A 15,623-nucleotide genomic window follows, 5' to 3' on the forward strand; every position below is an offset into this window, starting at 1 on the left:
AACGGTTCGCGCCGTGCGTGTCGCTCGCCCCGACCCGGCCGGTCAGCCCCGCCCGCCGCCGGAGGCGGACGCCGCCCGGTAGCGCAGCAACGCCGGGAACACCACCGCGAGCAGCACCGCCAGCGCCGCCGAGATCAGCCCACCGCTGACCCAGGCGACCCCGCCGCCGAACCCGGCCGCGACCGCCCCGGCCCGCAGGTCACCCAGGCGCGGACCGCCCGCGATGACCACCGTGTTGACGCCCATGAGCCGGCCGCGCATCCGGTCCGGCGCGTAGACCAGCAGCATCGACTGCCGCAGCACCGCGCTGACCAGGTCGGCCGCCCCGGCCACCGCGAGCAGCAGCACCATCAGCCAGAGCTGGCCGGCGAGCCCGGCCGCCGCCACGGCGAGACCCCAGGCGACCACGGCCGCCACCAGCGCCAGGCCCTGCCGGCGCAGCCGGCCGATCCAGCCGGAGCTGAGCCCGCCGAGCATCGCGCCGAGCGCGATCGCGCTGTAGAGCCAGCCGACGGCCGCCCCGCCGCCGAACCGCTCCTCGGCGATCTCGGGGAAGAGCGCGCGGGGCATGGCCAGCACCATCGCGATCAGGTCGATGGCGAAGGAGAGCAGCAGCACCGGTGTGGTGGACAGGTAGCGCAGCCCGTCGACGATGCTGGCCAGCCCGGCCCGCCGGGGGGTGTCGCCCCCGTCCGGGTCCGGCTCCGGCGGCATCGCCGGCAGCCGGAAGGTGGCCCAGACGGCGACGGTGAACAGCACGGCGTCGAGCGCGTACGCGATCGGCAGGCCGACCTCGGTGTCCCAGCGGGCGAAGATCAGGCCCGCGGCCAGCGGCCCGAAGACCGCCGCCGCGGTGTAGGTGGTGAAGTTCAGCGTGCTCGCCGCCGGCACCAGGTCCAGCGGCACCAGCCGGGGCAGGATCGCGTTGCGGGTGGGCGAGCTGATCGCGAAGGCGATCGACTGCACCGCCACCAGCACCAGCAGCAGCAGCGGGCTGCCGACCCCGAGCAGCGCCTGCGCCAGCAGGCCGAGCGTCGACGCCCACAGCACCGCCGAGGTGGCCAGCAGCACCCTGCGCCGGTCGCGTGCGTCGGCCACCGCGCCGCCCCAAAGCCCGAAGACCAGCAGCGGTACGAACGCCGCGATGCCGATCAGCCCGACCCAGAGCGAGTCCTCGGTCAGCGCGTACATCTCCACCGGCACGGCCACCGCGGTGAACTGCATGCCGAACATCGCGATGCCGTTGCCCAGCCACATCCGCCGGTACGCCGGCACGGCCAGCGGGCGCAGGTCGATCGCGAACCGGCGCAGCCCGCGCGGCCGGGGTTCCTTGAGCTGGGTCACGGACCCAGCCGCTCGACGACCCACTCCCCGGCCCCGGCACGCCGGAACCGCAGCCGGTCGTGCAGCCGGCTGGCCCGGCCCTGCCAGAACTCCACGGACTCCGGCCGCACCCGCAGCCCGCCCCAGTGCGGCGGCGCCGGGATCAGCTCGACCTCGGCGAACCGCTCCGCCGCCGCCCGGTACGCCGCGTCCAGCGCCGCCCGGTCGGGGACCACCCGGGACTGCGTGCTGGCCCAGGCGCCGAGCTGGGAGCCGCGCGGCCGGCTGGCGAAGTACGCCTCGGTCTCCGCCCGGTCGACCCGCTCCACCCGGCCGGCGACCACCACCTGCCGCTGCATCGGGAACCACGGGAACACCAGACTGGCGTACGGGTTGGCGGCCACCTCGGCGCCCTTGCGGGAGCCGTAGTTGGTGAAGAAGACGAAGCCCTCCGGGTCGTACCCCTTGAGCAGCACCGTCCGGGCGCTCGGCCGGCCGGCGGCGTCGGCGGTGCCGACCACCATCGCGTTCGGTTCGGGCAGCCCGGCGGCGACCGCGTCGGCGAACCAGCGGTCGAACTGGGTGTGCCAGTCGGCGGCCAGGTCCGCCTCGGAAAGGCCCAGGTCCGCGGCGTACTCGTTACGCATCGCGGCCGGGAGCACTGTGTCGCCCGTCACTTTCTCTCCCTCCCCGTCGACCCGGCCCACGCCCTCCGAGCAGGCCAGGCCGCACCGCCCAGTGTCGCCGACGCGTCCGGGCCGTCCCGGGCGGGGGATGTCGCGTGCAGCACAGTCGCAGCGGGTCGCGGATCCGGTACCCAGCAGGCAAGATGTCACGAACACATCCCTGATGAGGGTCGCCTGGGGCACTCGGCCGGCTGGCCGGTGAGGGCTGGCCGGGCGCACCGAGCAGACCCAGGAGAGATGACATGGCCGATTTCAAACCCGGGCTGGAGGGCGTCGTAGCCTTCGAGACCGAGATCGCCGAACCCGACCGCGAAGGCGGCGCGCTGCGCTATCGCGGGGTCGACATCGAGGATCTGATCGGCCAGGTCTCCTTCGGCAACGTGTGGGCGCTGCTGGTCGACGGGCGGTTCGGCCCGGGCCTGCCGCCGGCGGAGCCGTTCCCGGTGCCGGTGCACTCCGGCGACATCCGGGTGGACGTGCAGTCCGCGGTCGCGATGCTCGCCCCCTACTGGGGCCTCGACCAGCTCCTCGACATCTCCGACGAGCAGGCCCGCGAGGACCTCGCCCGGGTGTCCGTCACCGCGCTGTCCTTCGTCGCCCAGTCCGCCCGCGGCCTCGGCCTGCCGGCGGTGCCGCAGAAGGAGATCGACAAGGCGTCCACCATCGTCGAGCGGTTCATGAAGCGCTGGCGCGGCGAGCCGGACCCGCGGCACGTCAAGGCCGTCGACGCCTACTTCATCTCGGCCGCCGAGCACGGCCTGAACGCCTCCACCTTCACCGCCCGGATCGTCGCCTCCACCGGCGCCGACGCCGCCGCCTGCATCTCCTCCGGCATCGGCGCCCTCTCGGGCCCGCTGCACGGCGGCGCCCCCTCCCGCGTGCTCAGCATGCTGGAGGCGGTCGAGCGCAGCGGCGACGCCGAGGGCTACGTGAAGGGCGTCCTCGACCGGGGCGAGCGGCTGATGGGCTTCGGCCACCGGGTCTACCGGGCCGAGGACCCGCGCGCCCGGGTGCTCCGCCGCACCGCCAAGGAGCTGGGCGCGCCGCGCTTCGAGATCGCCGAGGCGCTGGAGAAGGCCGCGCTGGCCGAGCTGCAGGCCCGTCGCCCGGACCGGGTGCTCGCCACCAACGTCGAGTTCTGGTCGGCCGTGGTGCTCGACTTCGCCGAGGTGCCGGCGCACATGTTCACCTCGATGTTCACCTGCGCCCGGATGGGCGGCTGGAGCGCGCACATCCTGGAGCAGAAGAAGCTCCAGCGGCTGGTCCGCCCGTCGGCCCGCTACGTGGGCCCGGGCAGCCGCAAGCCCAGCGACGTCGAGGGCTGGGACGCCATCCCGCACGGCGTCTGACCGCGTACCTCCGAGGGGCCCCGTCCGCGGACGGGGCCCCTCGCGCGTGCCCGCACCTTTGTGGCGGACGACTCACGCCCGGGTGTGGGACCAGCGGCCGGATCGGGCGGCCCGGATGGGAGGATGAAGGCCGGCAGTGTCGCCGGACCGGCCCGGATCCCGGCCGCCCCGCGCGCCCGCGCGCGTCCGCCGTCGATCCGCGCCCGCCTGAAGACCGGGCCCGCCATCGCACATGCGGAAGGATCTCGACAACCGTGGCTGACGCACCGACCATCCGGATTCCCGACGACCTCAAGCCCGCCGACGGAAGGTTCGGCTGCGGGCCGTCCAAGGTCCGTCCGGCGGCGGTCTCCGCCCTCGCCGACGTGGCGACCAGCTACCTGGGCACCTCCCACCGGCAGAAGACCGTCCGCGACCAGGTCGCCCGGCTGCGCCGTGGCATCGCCGAGTTCTTCTCCCTGCCCGACGGCTACGAGGTGGTGCTCGGCAACGGCGGCACCACCGCGTTCTGGGAGGTCGCGACGTTCGGCCTGGTCCGGGACCGGGCGCAGTTCGCCAGCTTCGGCGAGTTCGGCGCGAAGTTCGCCAAGTCCGTCAAGGACGCCCCCTTCCTCGGCGAGCCCACCATCCGCAAGTCGGAGGCCGGCACCGCCCCGAGCCTGGTGGCCGAGGCGGGGGTCGACGTCTACGCCACCCCGCACAACGAGACCTCGACCGGCGTCGCGGTGCCGATCAGCCGGGTGGCCGGCGCCGACCCGGGCTCGCTGCTGCTGGTCGACGCCACCTCCGGCGCCGGCGGGCTCGACGTCAACGTCGGCGAGACCGACGTCTACTACTTCGCCCCGCAGAAGTGCTTCGGCTCCGACGGCGGTCTCTGGCTGGCCCTGATGTCCCCGGCCGCCCTGGAGCGGGCCGGCGAGATCAAGGCGTCGGGCCGCTACGTCCCGGCCTTCCTCGACCTGGTCACCGCGATCGACAACTCGCGGCTGGAGCAGACCTACAACACCCCGGCCCTGGCCACCATCTTCCTGGCCGCCGAGCAGACCGACTGGATGAACGCGCAGGGCGGGCTGGCCTGGGCGGCCAAGCGCACGGCCGAGAGCGCCGCGATCGTCTACGGCTGGGCGGAGCGCTCCGACGTGGCGACGCCGTTCGTCGCCGACCCGGCGCTGCGGTCCAACGTGGTCGCCACCATCGACTTCGCCGACGGGGTCGACGCCACCGCGATCGCCAAGGCGCTGCGCGCCAACGGGATCGTGGACACCGAGCCCTACCGGAAGCTGGGCCGCAACCAGCTGCGGGTCGCGCTCTTCCCGGCCGTCGAGCCGGCCGACGTCGAGGCGCTGACCGCGTCCATCGACTACGTGGTCGAGCGGCTCTAGGCCGCCGTCACGTTCGGTGGCCGCCGGGCCGTACGGCGGCCACCGAACGTGATCATCGCCGCAGCTCAGTCGCGACATGCGGGTGTCGCATCCCCCACCTCGGGGAAGATGCGCGTACGGTGGTGCGAGACGCCCGGGTGGCCGGCTCGTGGCGTGACGGCCAGCGAAGCGGGACGGAGGCAACGCTATGCGCCCAGTACGCTTCGTCGCCCTCTCCGAGGACGGCCAGGCCCTGGTGCTCGCCGACGAGGTCGGGCGACTGCTCGCCCTGCCCATCGACGACCGCATCGCCGGCGCGCTGCACGCCGAGCCCGGTGCCCCGCCGCTCGCGGTGGCCCCGGCCGCCGCCGACCCGGTGCCCTCACTGTCCCCACGCGACATCCAGGCCCGGATCCGCTCCGGCGAGTCCGCCGAGGACGTCGCCCGGATCGCCGGCGTGCCGGTCGACCGGGTGCTGCGCTACGCCGGCCCGGTGCTCCAGGAGCGGGCCATGCTCGCCCAGCACGCCCGGCGCACCCGGCTCAAGGGCGCGGAGAAGCCGACCCCGCTCGCCGAGGTCGTCAACGGCCGGCTGGCCCAGCACGGGATCGACACCGAGAAGATCTCCTGGGACGCGTGGCGCCGCGACGACGGCACCTGGCGGATCGTCGCGACCTGGCCGTCGGGCAAGGCGACCGCACAGGCGGTCTGGGATCTCGACAAGACCCGGCAGGCGGTCACCCCGCACGACGACATGGCGCAATACCTCTGCGCCGAGCGGCCCACCCCGATCCTCGGTCAGGAGCCGGCGCCGGAGCGGGGCGGTCACGCGCTGCCCGGCCCGTCGCGCGGCGAGCCGAGCCGAGGCGGGCACGGCCTGCCTGCGCCGGCCGAGCACAGCCGGCCGGGCCGCGACCCGATCCGGGCCGGGCGGGACGCCCTGCTCGCCTCCCTCGACCGTCCACTCGGCTCGACCTCGGGCCGTGGGCTCGACCCGCGCTCCCCGGCCGCCCTGGCGGGGCAGGACGCGCCCCGGCAGCGGCCGGTCGGCGGCGGCGCGGCGGCGCTGCTCGGCGGCGGGCAGGGTTCCGCGTTCGACGACGACTCGGACGCGCCCAAGGAGGTGCCGGCCGTGCCGTCCCTGGCGGTGCTCCGGCCCCGCCGCACGGGCGCGCCGGCGGCTGCTGCCGGCGAGTCGGCCGAGGCCGGGGGCAAGCCCCGCAAGCGCCTGCCGAGCTGGGACGACGTCCTCTTCGGCAGCGGGCCGGCGGCCCGCGAGTCCTCCTGACGCGTCGACTCCGGCGGCGAGCGTTCGCCGGAGTCGGCGCGAGGCACTCGAAGTGCCGCCGTGGCAGGGTGGCCGTATGGAGTACACGAACCTGGGCCGCACCGGCCTGTCGGTCAGCCGCCTCTGCCTCGGCACGATGAACTTCGGGCCGCAGACGACCGAGCCGGACAGCTTCGCGATCATGGACCGGGCCCTCGAACACGGCATCAACTTCTTCGACACCGCCAACGTCTACGGCTGGCAGACCGGCGAGGGGATCACCGAGCAGATCATCGGCCGCTGGTTCGCCCAGGGCGGCGGCCGGCGGGACAAGGTCGTCCTGGCCACCAAGGTCTACGGCAAGATGGGCGAGTGGCCCAACGAGCAGGGCCTGTCCGCCCGGCACATCATCCGGGCCTGTGAGGACTCGCTGCGCCGGTTGCAGACCGACACCATCGACCTCTACCAGATGCACCACGTCTCCCGGGCCACGCCGTGGGAGGAGATCTGGCAGGCCATGGAGACCCTGGTCGCCCAGGGCAAGGTGCTCTACGTCGGGTCGTCCAACTTCGCCGGGTGGCACATCTCGGTGGCGCAGGAGGCGGCGGCGAAGCGCCACTTCCTCGGTCTCGTCTCGGAGCAGTGCATCTACAACCTGCTCACCCGGCACGTCGAACTCGAGGTGGTGCCCGCCGCGCAGCACCACGGGCTCGGCATCATCCCGTGGTCGCCGCTGCACGGCGGGCTGCTCGCCGGGGTGCTGCGGAAGATGGCCGAGGGCGGGGCCGCGCGCGGCGCCAGCGGCCGCTCCGCCGACGCGCTCGCCGAGCACCGGCCGACCATCGAGGCGTACGAGAAGCTCTGCGGCGAGCTGGGGCACGACCCGGCGGACGTGGCGCTCGGCTGGCTGCTGTCCCGGCCGGGGGTGACCGCCCCGATCATCGGGCCGCGCACCGCCGACCAGCTCGACCGCTCCCTGGGCGCCCTGACCGTCAGCCTCGACGAGGACGCCCTCGCCCGGCTCGACCAGCTCTTCCCGCCCGTCGGCAACGGCGGCCCCGGCCCGGAGGCCTGGGCCTGGTAGCACGCGCCGGCGGTGGAGCCGGCGGCGGGCGACCGCCGGCTCCACGGGTGGGCGCCGCCGGCCGGGGCCTGCGGCGACGTCCGCCCGGGCTGGCGTGGCCGGGCGGTCACACGGGCACCGGCGGCCACTGGCTGGCGTGGCCGGCGTCAGATGGGCCAGGCCGGCCACTGGCTGGCGTGGCCGGGCGGTCAGATGGGCCAGGCGGCCAGGCGGTCGTAGGTGGGGCGGGGGCCGGGGTGGCTGCGCATCAGCACCATCTCGGCGGCCGGCCACGCCGGGCCCTCGTAGCCGTCCAGGGTCGCCAGGTCCGCCGTCACGTCGACGTCGGGCACCCGGTCACCCGGTCGGGCGACCGTCAGGTGCGGGCGGAACGGCTTCTCGTCGTGTGGCAGGCGGGCGTGCCGCAGCCGGGAGCGGATCAGCCGGGCCAGCACCTGGAGCTGCTCCACCTCGCCCCGCAGGTCGGCCCAGAGCACCGTGAACCGGCCCCGCCCGAAGCGCCCGCCGCCGGCGAACCGGAGCCGGGGCGCGGCGGAACGGCCCTCCCGGGACCACTCGGCGGCCAGCCCCAGCGCGCTCTCCACGTCGACCAGCCGGTCCGCCTCGACGTCGCCGAGGAAGGCGAGGGTGACATGGGCGGTGGCCGGGTCGGCGAGCCGGACGTTGATCCCGGCGGCGGCCGCCGCGCCGACCCGCAACCGGGCGACCTGCGCGCCGAGGTGCGCGATCGCCTCCGGCGGCGGGTAGACCGCGACGAAGAGCCTCACGCCGGCCCGCCGCTCAGTGGTGGCGCTGCCGGTGACCGGCCCGGGCGGCGGGCAGGGTCAGCCCGGCGGCGTGCAGGAGGCCCTCCACCCGGACCCGCTCCAGCTCCAGGTCGACGCCCTCCAGCTCGGTCAGGTGCTCGGTGATGCCGAGCGCCCGGCAGGCCAGCCGGAGCCGGTCGTCGTACGCCCGGAGCACCGTGCCGTGCCAGACCGGCTGCCGGCCGTCGGTGCTGGCGCCCTGGCCGCGCAGGCGCCGCAGGTCGGCGGCGAGTTGCTCCAGCGGGCGCCGGTCGGGCCGATCGAAGTCGGTGAGGTCGATGTCGCGGGTCAGCGCGTCGGCCTCGACGGCCCGGTCCAGCCGGGCGATGGTGCGCCGCTCCCGCCGGCGCTCCCGCCACTCGGCCCACCCGCAGGCGACCCGGTCGATGATCTCGTCGGCGCAGAAGACCGCGGCAATCACCGCCGGCAGGCTGGCCACGCCCACGAAGGCCAGGACCAGCAGCACCCCGCGTCCGACCTCCACGCATCGACGCTAAGCCCGATCCCCCCGGGCCGCCACCGGATTGGCCGCATCCACGCCATCCGCAGGATGGGACGGATCGTCCCACCCCGGGCGGCGAGGGCGGTCAGCAGTCGGTGGAGGTGACGTAGAAGCGCGGCATCGGCAGGATGCGGAAGCGCAGCCGGGCGCCGGCGCGGCGGAGCTGCCAGGTGAGCGCGATCAGGGCGGTGGCCAGCGAGACGAGCCCGCCGATCCAGATGCTGGCGCCCGCGCCGTAGGTCTCCGCCACCCAGCCGATCAGCGGCGCGCCGACCGGGTTGGTGCCGAGGAACACCAGCACCCACAGGGCCATCACCCGGCCCCGGAAGGCGGCGTCCGTGCCGAGCTGGACCCGCTGGTTGGCGGCCTGGGCGAAGAACACCATGAAGAACCCGGTGGGCAGCAGGAGCGCCACCACCATCCAGTACGCCGAGGCGAGCCCGACCAGGGTGCCGAAGCTGGCGCAGCCGACCGCGGCGCCGAGGACCACCCAGACCGACGGGCGGCTGCGCCGCCCGGTGCCGGCCAGCGCCCCGACCAGCGCGCCGACCGCCAGCGCGGTGCTGAACAGCCCGAACGAGGCCGCCCCGGTCTGGAACACGGTCTTGGCGAGCGCGGCCAGGGTGAGCTGGAAGTTGAACAGCGACATGCCGATCACCGACATCACCGCCATCGGCAGTAGCAGGTCGGGGCGGCGCCAGACGTAGCGCAGGCCGTCGACGACCTTGGCCGAGGCCCGCTCGTCGCGCGGCGGCAGCGCCTCCCGGTGCAGCTCGGCCGGGCGCATCCGGACGACGTTGACCAGCGGGGCGATCGAGCTGAGCGCGGTGAACAGGAAGACCGGCCCCACGTCGAACGCGGCGATGGCCAGGCCGGCGGCGGCGGGCCCGACGATCCGGGCGGAGTTGAACACGGCCGCGTTCAGCGAGAGCGCGTTCGGCAGCAGCGACGTGCCGACCAGCTCCGAGACGAACGCCTGCCGGACGGGGGTCTCCACGGCGTTGGCGACGCCGAGCAGGGCCGCGAACGCGAACACGTGCCAGAGCTGCACGAGGCCGGTGATCACCAGCAGGCTCATCGCGAGCGCCAGCACGGTCCAGAACGCGTTGGCGACGAAGAGCAGCATCCGCTTGTCGTAGCGGTCGGCGAGCCGCCCGGAGAGCAGGGTGAGCAGCAGGACGGGAGCGAACTGGAGGGCGGTGACCACGCCGAGCGCGGTGGCGGAGTTGTCGGAGAGCTCGAGGACCAGCCAGTCCTGGGCGATGAACATCATCCAGACGCCGATCAGCTTGATCAGTTGCCCGGATGCGAAGAGCCGGTAGTTGCGGACCTGTAGGGACTGGAACATCGTGCTCAGCTTCGCCTGCACTCTTTGTGCGCCTCCTCGCGGTCGTACGCGTCATCGACGGCGGACGGCGCGGTGGGTGCGAGGCGCGCGGGTCAGGCGCGGGCGAGCTGCTGAAGGATCTCGGCGGCCTGCCGCAGGGTGTCCCGTTCTGCTTCGGTCAGCTCGGCCAGCCGGTGGGCCAGCCACTCGTCGCGGACGCGCTCGAACTGGTCGAGCACCGCCCGTCCCCCCTCTGTCGCCGCGAGGATGACCTGCCGGCCGTCGGTCGGATGGGGGGTGCGCTGCACGAGGCCGCGCTCCTCCAACTTCGCGACGATCTTGGTCATCGTCGGCGGCTGTACCCGTTCGACGTCGGCCAGTTCCCGGGGCGTCAGCGCGCCCGCCAGCTGGAGGCTGGTGAGCGCGGAGAGCTGGGTGACCGTGAGGTCGCCGACCGGCCGGGCCTGGCGGACCCGTCGGTTGAGTCGGGTGATCGCATCACGCAGCTGTGGTGCGAGCTGCGCCGGTGGCACGCGTTTCGCCGTCACCGTCCGCTCCGTCACGATAGTTAGCTTAACTAATGAGCCTGGCTAATGAGCTGCGATATGACCATGGTCACGAGAAGTTTGCCCTGCTCCGGGCCGGCTACCCGATTCGGTCACCGGCCCGGAGCGGAGGGTGGTCAGAGCACCAGGGACTCGATCGGCCCGCGCAGGAAGTACAGCACGAAGAGGGCGGCCACCCCGTACAGCAGGGGGTGGATCTCCCGGGCCTTGCCCTTGGCGAGCTTCACCACCACGTAGGTGATCAGGCCGGCGCCGATGCCGTTGGAGATCGAGTACGTGAAGGGCATCAGGACGATCGTGAGGAACGCCGGGATGGCGATCTCGTAGTCGGACCAGTCGATCGTCCGCACCGCGGTCATCATCAGGAAGCCGACCACCACCAGCGCGGTGGAGGCCGCCTCGAACGGCACCACCACGACCAGCGGCGCCAGGAACATCGCCAGCAGGAACAGGGCGCCGGTGACCAGGTTGGCGACGCCGGTGCGGGCGCCCTCCGCCACACCGGCGGCACTCTCGATGTACGACGTGTTGCTCGACGTGCTCGCCGCGCCGCCGGCCGCCGCCGCGATCGAGTCGACCAGCAGGATCTCCTTGGCCCGCGGCGGGGTGCCCCGCTCGTCGAGCATGCTCCCCTCCTGCCCGACCGCGACCATCGTGCCCATGGTGTCGAAGAAGTCCGTGATCAGCAGGGTGAACACGAACATGAGGACGACGAGCCAGCCGGCCCGGCTCCACGAGTCGAACACGTTGAAGTTGCCGAGCAGCGACAGGTCCGGCACGTCCAGCCAGGTCTTCGGCAGCTCGGGAACGTTCAGCGCCCAGCCCTTCGGGTTCGGCTTGCCGTCGACGAAGGACGGCCCGATGTTCGCCACCGCCTCGACGACGACCGCCAGCACGGTGGAGCCGAGGATGCCGATCAGGATCGCGCCCTTGACCCGGCGTACCAGCAGCACCACGGTCAACAGCAGGCCCACCACGAAGACCAGCATCGGCCAACTGCCGAGGGTGCCGTCGAAGCCCAGGCCGACGGGGACGGTGGTGTTCGCCGAGTCCGGGACGCGGCGGACGAAGCCGGCGTCGACCAGCCCGATGATGGTCAGGAAGAGGCCGATGCCGACGCCGATCGCCGTCTTCATCTGCGTCGGCACCGAGCGGAACACCGCCGTGCGCAGGCCGGTCAGCACCAGCACCGCGATGATCACACCCTCGATCACCACGAGGCCCATCGCGTCCGCCCAGGTCATCTCCGGGGCGATCTCGTATGCGACCAGCGCGTTGACGCCGAGGCCGGCGGCGAGCGCGATCGGGAACCGGCCGACGACGCCCATCAGGATCGTCATCAGGCCGGCGACCAGGGCAGTGGCCGCAGCGAGGGCGGGGATGGGGAGCTTCTGGCCGTCGCCGTCGACGGCACCACCGATGATGAGCGGGTTGAGCACCACGATGTACGCCATCGTGAAGAAGGTCGCCAGGCCACCGCGTACCTCGCGGCTCATCGTCGAGCCACGGGCGGAGATCTCGAAGAACCGGTCGAAACCGTTACGCGGGTGAGCCGGATCGGGTGGTGTTCCGTTGTCGGGTGGTGCTACTGCCATCAGGTCCTCGCAGGTGATCTTCCGTTGTCGCGCCGCATCGTCGCAGATCACGGGCCAGCAGCGAAAGTTGATCGCGTACGCTTGCCGCGTGTCGAAGGAGCAGCCGCCGCGCCCCGAGCCGCTCGACCCGCCGATGGTGCCGTTCGCCCTCGCCGGGATGGCGGCCTGGGCGCTCGCCGGGTTGGTGTTGCTCGTCTTCTTCCGCGGCTGGCTGACCGCGCACGGTCACCAGGACTGGCTGTGGATCTGCCTGGCCGGTTTCCTGTGGGGTTTTCCCGGTCTCGCCGTGATGATGCGGCACGACGCCAACCGACGCCGCCGCCGCGCCGGCCACTGACCTGCGACGACGCCGCGCCGCCGGCCCGGCGGCGCGGCCGGCCCGTCAGGGGTGGCCGGCCCGTCAGGGGTGGCCGGCCCGTCAGGCGCGGCCGGCCCGTCAGGCGCGGCCGGCCCGTCAGGCGCGGCCGGCCCGTCAGGCGCGGCCGGCCCGTCAGGCGCGGCCGGCCCGTCAGGGATGGCCGTACGGCTCCGCCGGCTCCGCGGCCTCCACCGAGCCCGGCGCCCGGCTGACCGACACGGGCTCCACCGCACTGTCGTCGTAGACCGTCGGCATCTCGTCGACCGGGGTGTCGGCGGCCTCGATCAGGGTCTCCGAGTGCGCGCCGCAGCCGTGGTCGGCGCTGACCACCCGGCCGTCGTCGGGGGCGTAGAAGTTGCCGCAGGCGCCGAAGGACTGCCGCAGGGCGCCGGCGAGCGGCAGGTAGAAGCCGCAGGTCCCGCAGCGGGCGGCGGCGGGAGCGGCGACCGAGATCGCGGCGGAGGGGCCGTGGTCGCCGTCGTACCAGCGCTGGGCGGCCTCACTGCGCCCCTCCCGGGAGAGCACCCGGGCCCGGCCGAGCCCCAACTCCCAGGCGGTCTCCTCGACCGCCGGGTCGTCGGAGAGCACGTAGCCGGGCTGGAGGCGCTCGTCGTCCGCCGGGGTGGGCAGCAGATCGCCGGGACCGAGGTCACCCGGCTTGAGCCGCTCCTGCCAGGGCAGCCAGCCGGGCGCGAGCATCGCGTCCGCGCCGGGAAGCAGCACCGTCTCGCAGACGGTGACGTGCCGGCTGCGGGGCACCCGGGTGACGGTGACCGCCCACCGCCAGCCGCGGTAGCCGGCGAGCCGGCACTCGAAGTAGTGGGTGACGAGCCGGTCGCCCTCCGCGACGGCCTGCAGGTGGTCGCCGATGTCCGAGGCGTTGACCTCGGTGATGGCGTCGCGCGCCACCTCGACGGCAGCGGCGCAGACCTGGTCGAGACGAGCGGCGCGGGCGGAGGCGGGCCTGGTCACCCGACCATTGTTCCCCATGCGTACGGCCGACCGACAGGCACCCGCCGAGGACGTTCTGGCGCAGTGGTGCGGCGTGCGCGGACCGGATGGGCGAGGATGGTGGGCATGCCGCTGTTCTCCCGCTCCGGGCGGTCCGTGCTCGGGCAGACCGTCGGCACCGGCATCAAGGCCGTCCGCCTGCTGTTCCGGGGCTCGGTCAGCGGTGGGCGCTGGATGACCCGCCGGGCCGGCCGGGCCCGCGCCCGGGGCGCCGGGGACGAGGTCGGCATGGTCCGCCTCTTCGACCTGCACGCGGTCTCCTGCGCCGGGGACACGCTGATCGCCATCGGCCTGGCCGGGACGATCTTCTTCAACGTCCCGCTCGGCGAGGCGCGCAGCAAGGTCGCCCTCTACCTGCTGGTGACCATGGTGCCGTTCGCCATGCTCGCCCCGGTGGTGGGCCCGCTGCTCGACCACTTCCGGCACGGCCGGCGGTACGCGCTGGCCGCCACCATGCTCGGCCGGGCCTTCCTGGCCTGGCTGATCTCCGACTACATCCACGGCTTCGGCCTCTACCCGGCGGCCTTCGGCGTGCTGGCGCTCTCCCGCGCGTACGGGGTGGCCCGCTCCGCGGCCGTGCCCCGGCTGCTCCCGGAGGGGCTCGGGCTGTCCCAGGTGGGTGCCCGGGCCAGCGTCTACGGCACGGTGGCCGGCGCGCTGGTCGCCCCGATCGGCCTGGCCGCCTTCTGGTTCGGGCCGCAGTGGCCGCTCCGGGTGGCCTCGGTCATCTTCCTGGTCGGCATGGTGATCTCCCTGCGGCTGCCCCCGAAGGCCGACTCGGAGCCGCCGGAGCGGGTGCCCCGGCCGCTGCGGGCGCTGGGTCGCCGCACCGGGGACCGCCCGCTGGGCCGGGGGCGACCGGCGGGCCGGCTCGTGATCGCCACCCTGATCGGCGCCGCGACGCTGCGCGCGGTCTACGGCTTCCTGCTGCTCTTCCTGGCGTTCGCGATCAAGGCGGGCGACCTGACCACCGTGGCCTTCGGTCGGGACCTCGGCGACGAGGCGGCGCTGGGCCTGGTCGGCGCGGCGCTCGCCGTGGGCACCTTCCTGGCCACCGCGGTCGGCACCCGGCTGCGCATCCACCGACCCGCCGCGATCCAGTCCAGCGGCATGGTCGTCGTCGCCGGGGTGGCGATCCTCGCCGCGTTGAAGTTCTCGCTGCCCATGGTCGCCCTGCTCTGCCTGGTCGCCGCGCTGAACAGCGGCATCGCCAAGCTCGCCGTGGACGCCTCGATCCAGGAACGCATCCCGGAGCGGCTGCGGGCCAGCTCCTTCGCCCACTCGGAGACGGTGCTGATGCTCGCCTTCGTCGCCGGGGGCGGGCTGGGGCTCGTACCCTTCGACGGCCGGATCGGGATCGTCGTCGTCGCCGTCGTCGGCACCGTGGCCGCCGCCCGGGGCCTGGTGGTGGCCGGCCGGCTGCGCGCGGAGCGCCTGCTCGGCCGGCCGCTCGGCGACGACGAGCTGGCCGACGGGACCGACGGAACCGACCCCGACGCCCCGGGCTCCCCGGGCACCGTCGACGCGGGTTCCCCCGACCCGGAGGCCGGGCGCCGACACGACCCCACGCCCACCTCCCCCGCCCCGACGCAGGGCGGCTCTCCGCTGGACGACCCCGGCCTGGCACCGCCGGGCTACCACATCTACCGGCCCTCGTCGGCCGTCGGCGGGCCGGGCGGGACGGACGACGAGACCCGTCGGGAGCCGCAGGGGCCGCTCTCGTGACCGCTCTGCTGGTGGTCACGGCGGTCCCCGCCGAGGCCGAGGCGATCCGCGCCGGCCTCGCCGACCAGACGACCACGGTGCTGCCGGTGGGGGTCGGCCCGGCCGTCGCCGCCGCGACCACGACCCGGCTGCTGGTGCTCGCCGAGGCCGCCGGCCGGCCCTACGACGGCGTGGTCAGCGCGGGCGTGGCGGGGGGCTTCGCCGGCCGGGTGGAGGTGGGCGCCACGGTGCTGGGCACCGTGTCCGTGGCCGCCGACCTCGGCGCCGAGTCGCCGGCCGGCTTCATCCCCGTGGACGAGCTGGGCATGCCCCCGGAATGGCTGGGCGGCAGCACCGCGCTCGCCGCCGACCCGGGCCTGCTCGCCCGGCTGCGGGCCGCGCTCCCGGCGGCCACCGTCGGCCCGGTGCTGACCGTCAGCACGGTCACCGGCACCGCCGCCAGCACCGACGCGCTGCGCCGGCGGCACCCGGACGCGGTCGCCGAGGCCATGGAGGGGTACGGGGTGGGCGTCGCCGCCGCCCAGGCGGGCCTCCCGTTCGTCGAGCTGCGTACCGTCTCCAACCCGATCGGCCCCCGCGACCGCGACGCGTGGCGCATGCGCGAGGCGCTGGCCGCCCTGACCACCGCCGCCGCCGCCCTGACCTGACCTGACCCGTCCAACC

Annotated in this window: 15 protein-coding genes; 7 read left to right on the plus strand and 8 right to left on the minus strand. The window is 74.4% G+C overall.

The features are described 5' to 3' along the window. Positions 1 to 42: 42 nt before the first annotated feature. Positions 43 to 1,344 (minus strand): MFS transporter, encoded by a 1,302-nt coding sequence (locus ABT006_RS01000; protein WP_350701704.1) that lies wholly within the window; start codon positions 1,342 to 1,344, stop codon positions 43 to 45. Further along, positions 1,341 to 1,970 (minus strand): pyridoxamine 5'-phosphate oxidase, encoded by a 630-nt coding sequence (pdxH, locus tag ABT006_RS01005; RefSeq protein ID WP_350702662.1) that lies wholly within the window; start codon positions 1,968 to 1,970, stop codon positions 1,341 to 1,343. Before pdxH ends, ABT006_RS01000 begins: the two co-directional genes overlap by 4 nt. A 281-nt stretch (positions 1,971 to 2,251) precedes the next feature. Between pdxH and ABT006_RS01010 the strand changes: the two genes are divergently transcribed. The 4 genes from ABT006_RS01010 (at position 2,252) to ABT006_RS01025 (ending at position 7,070) form a co-directional block, all read left to right on the plus strand. After that, complete coding sequence (locus ABT006_RS01010) at positions 2,252 to 3,358, plus strand: citrate synthase 2 (protein ID WP_350685273.1); 1,107 nt, start codon at positions 2,252 to 2,254, stop codon at positions 3,356 to 3,358. A 254-nt stretch (positions 3,359 to 3,612) separates the two neighbouring features. After that, positions 3,613 to 4,740, plus strand: coding sequence for a phosphoserine transaminase (gene serC / locus ABT006_RS01015; protein ID WP_350701706.1), 1,128 nt, complete (start codon positions 3,613 to 3,615; stop codon positions 4,738 to 4,740). A gap of 187 nt (positions 4,741 to 4,927) precedes the next feature. Further along, complete coding sequence (gene sepH, locus ABT006_RS01020; RefSeq protein ID WP_350701708.1) at positions 4,928 to 6,007, plus strand: septation protein SepH; 1,080 nt, start codon at positions 4,928 to 4,930, stop codon at positions 6,005 to 6,007. Positions 6,008 to 6,083: 76 nt separating this feature from the next. Next, entirely contained in the window at positions 6,084 to 7,070 is a 987-nt protein-coding gene (locus ABT006_RS01025) for an aldo/keto reductase (RefSeq protein WP_350701710.1), read from the plus strand. A gap of 188 nt (positions 7,071 to 7,258) precedes the next feature. On the opposite strand, the gene thpR is transcribed toward ABT006_RS01025, so the two are convergent. The 5 genes from thpR to ABT006_RS01050 all read right to left on the minus strand — a co-directional run bounded on the left by thpR (position 7,259) and on the right by ABT006_RS01050 (position 11,866). Next, on the minus strand, positions 7,259 to 7,837 hold the full coding sequence (thpR, locus tag ABT006_RS01030; RefSeq protein ID WP_350701712.1) for an RNA 2',3'-cyclic phosphodiesterase: 579 nt from the start codon (positions 7,835 to 7,837) through the stop codon (positions 7,259 to 7,261). A gap of 13 nt (positions 7,838 to 7,850) precedes the next feature. After that, positions 7,851 to 8,360 carry a hypothetical protein gene (locus ABT006_RS01035; protein ID WP_350701714.1) on the minus strand — a complete coding sequence of 170 codons (510 nt, stop codon included), beginning with the start codon at positions 8,358 to 8,360 and terminating at the stop codon, positions 7,851 to 7,853. A gap of 103 nt (positions 8,361 to 8,463) precedes the next feature. Further along, a complete protein-coding gene (locus ABT006_RS01040) occupies positions 8,464 to 9,747 on the minus strand; it encodes an MFS transporter (RefSeq protein WP_350701715.1) in 1,284 nt (427 codons plus the stop codon). 71 nt (positions 9,748 to 9,818) lie between these two features. Further along, positions 9,819 to 10,268, minus strand: coding sequence for a MarR family winged helix-turn-helix transcriptional regulator (locus ABT006_RS01045; RefSeq protein WP_350701717.1), 450 nt, complete (start codon positions 10,266 to 10,268; stop codon positions 9,819 to 9,821). A gap of 119 nt (positions 10,269 to 10,387) precedes the next feature. After that, a complete protein-coding gene (locus ABT006_RS01050; RefSeq protein WP_350701719.1) occupies positions 10,388 to 11,866 on the minus strand; it encodes an NCS2 family permease in 1,479 nt (492 codons plus the stop codon). Positions 11,867 to 11,954: 88 nt separating this feature from the next. On the opposite strand from ABT006_RS01050, the gene ABT006_RS01055 reads away from it, so the two are divergent. Next, positions 11,955 to 12,203 carry a DUF2530 domain-containing protein gene (locus tag ABT006_RS01055; RefSeq protein WP_350701721.1) on the plus strand — a complete coding sequence of 83 codons (249 nt, stop codon included), beginning with the start codon at positions 11,955 to 11,957 and terminating at the stop codon, positions 12,201 to 12,203. A 171-nt stretch (positions 12,204 to 12,374) separates the two neighbouring features. Here ABT006_RS01055 and ABT006_RS01060 read toward each other — a convergent pair whose 3' ends face one another. Continuing rightward, positions 12,375 to 13,214, minus strand: coding sequence for a DUF3027 domain-containing protein (locus tag ABT006_RS01060; protein ID WP_350701723.1), 840 nt, complete (start codon positions 13,212 to 13,214; stop codon positions 12,375 to 12,377). An 87-nt stretch (positions 13,215 to 13,301) separates the two neighbouring features. Here ABT006_RS01060 and ABT006_RS01065 point away from each other — a divergent pair, with 87 nt between their 5' ends. Both ABT006_RS01065 and ABT006_RS01070 read left to right on the plus strand, forming a co-directional pair. After that, positions 13,302 to 14,960 carry an MFS transporter gene (locus tag ABT006_RS01065; RefSeq protein WP_350701725.1) on the plus strand — a complete coding sequence of 553 codons (1,659 nt, stop codon included), beginning with the start codon at positions 13,302 to 13,304 and terminating at the stop codon, positions 14,958 to 14,960. Beyond that, a complete protein-coding gene (locus ABT006_RS01070; protein ID WP_350701727.1) occupies positions 14,957 to 15,607 on the plus strand; it encodes a futalosine hydrolase in 651 nt (216 codons plus the stop codon). Before ABT006_RS01065 ends, ABT006_RS01070 begins: the two co-directional genes overlap by 4 nt. Positions 15,608 to 15,623 lie beyond the last annotated feature (16 nt).

The sequence above is a fragment of the Micromonospora sp. NPDC002717 genome, assembly GCF_040295705.1.
Lineage (GTDB): Bacteria > Actinomycetota > Actinomycetes > Mycobacteriales > Micromonosporaceae > Micromonospora.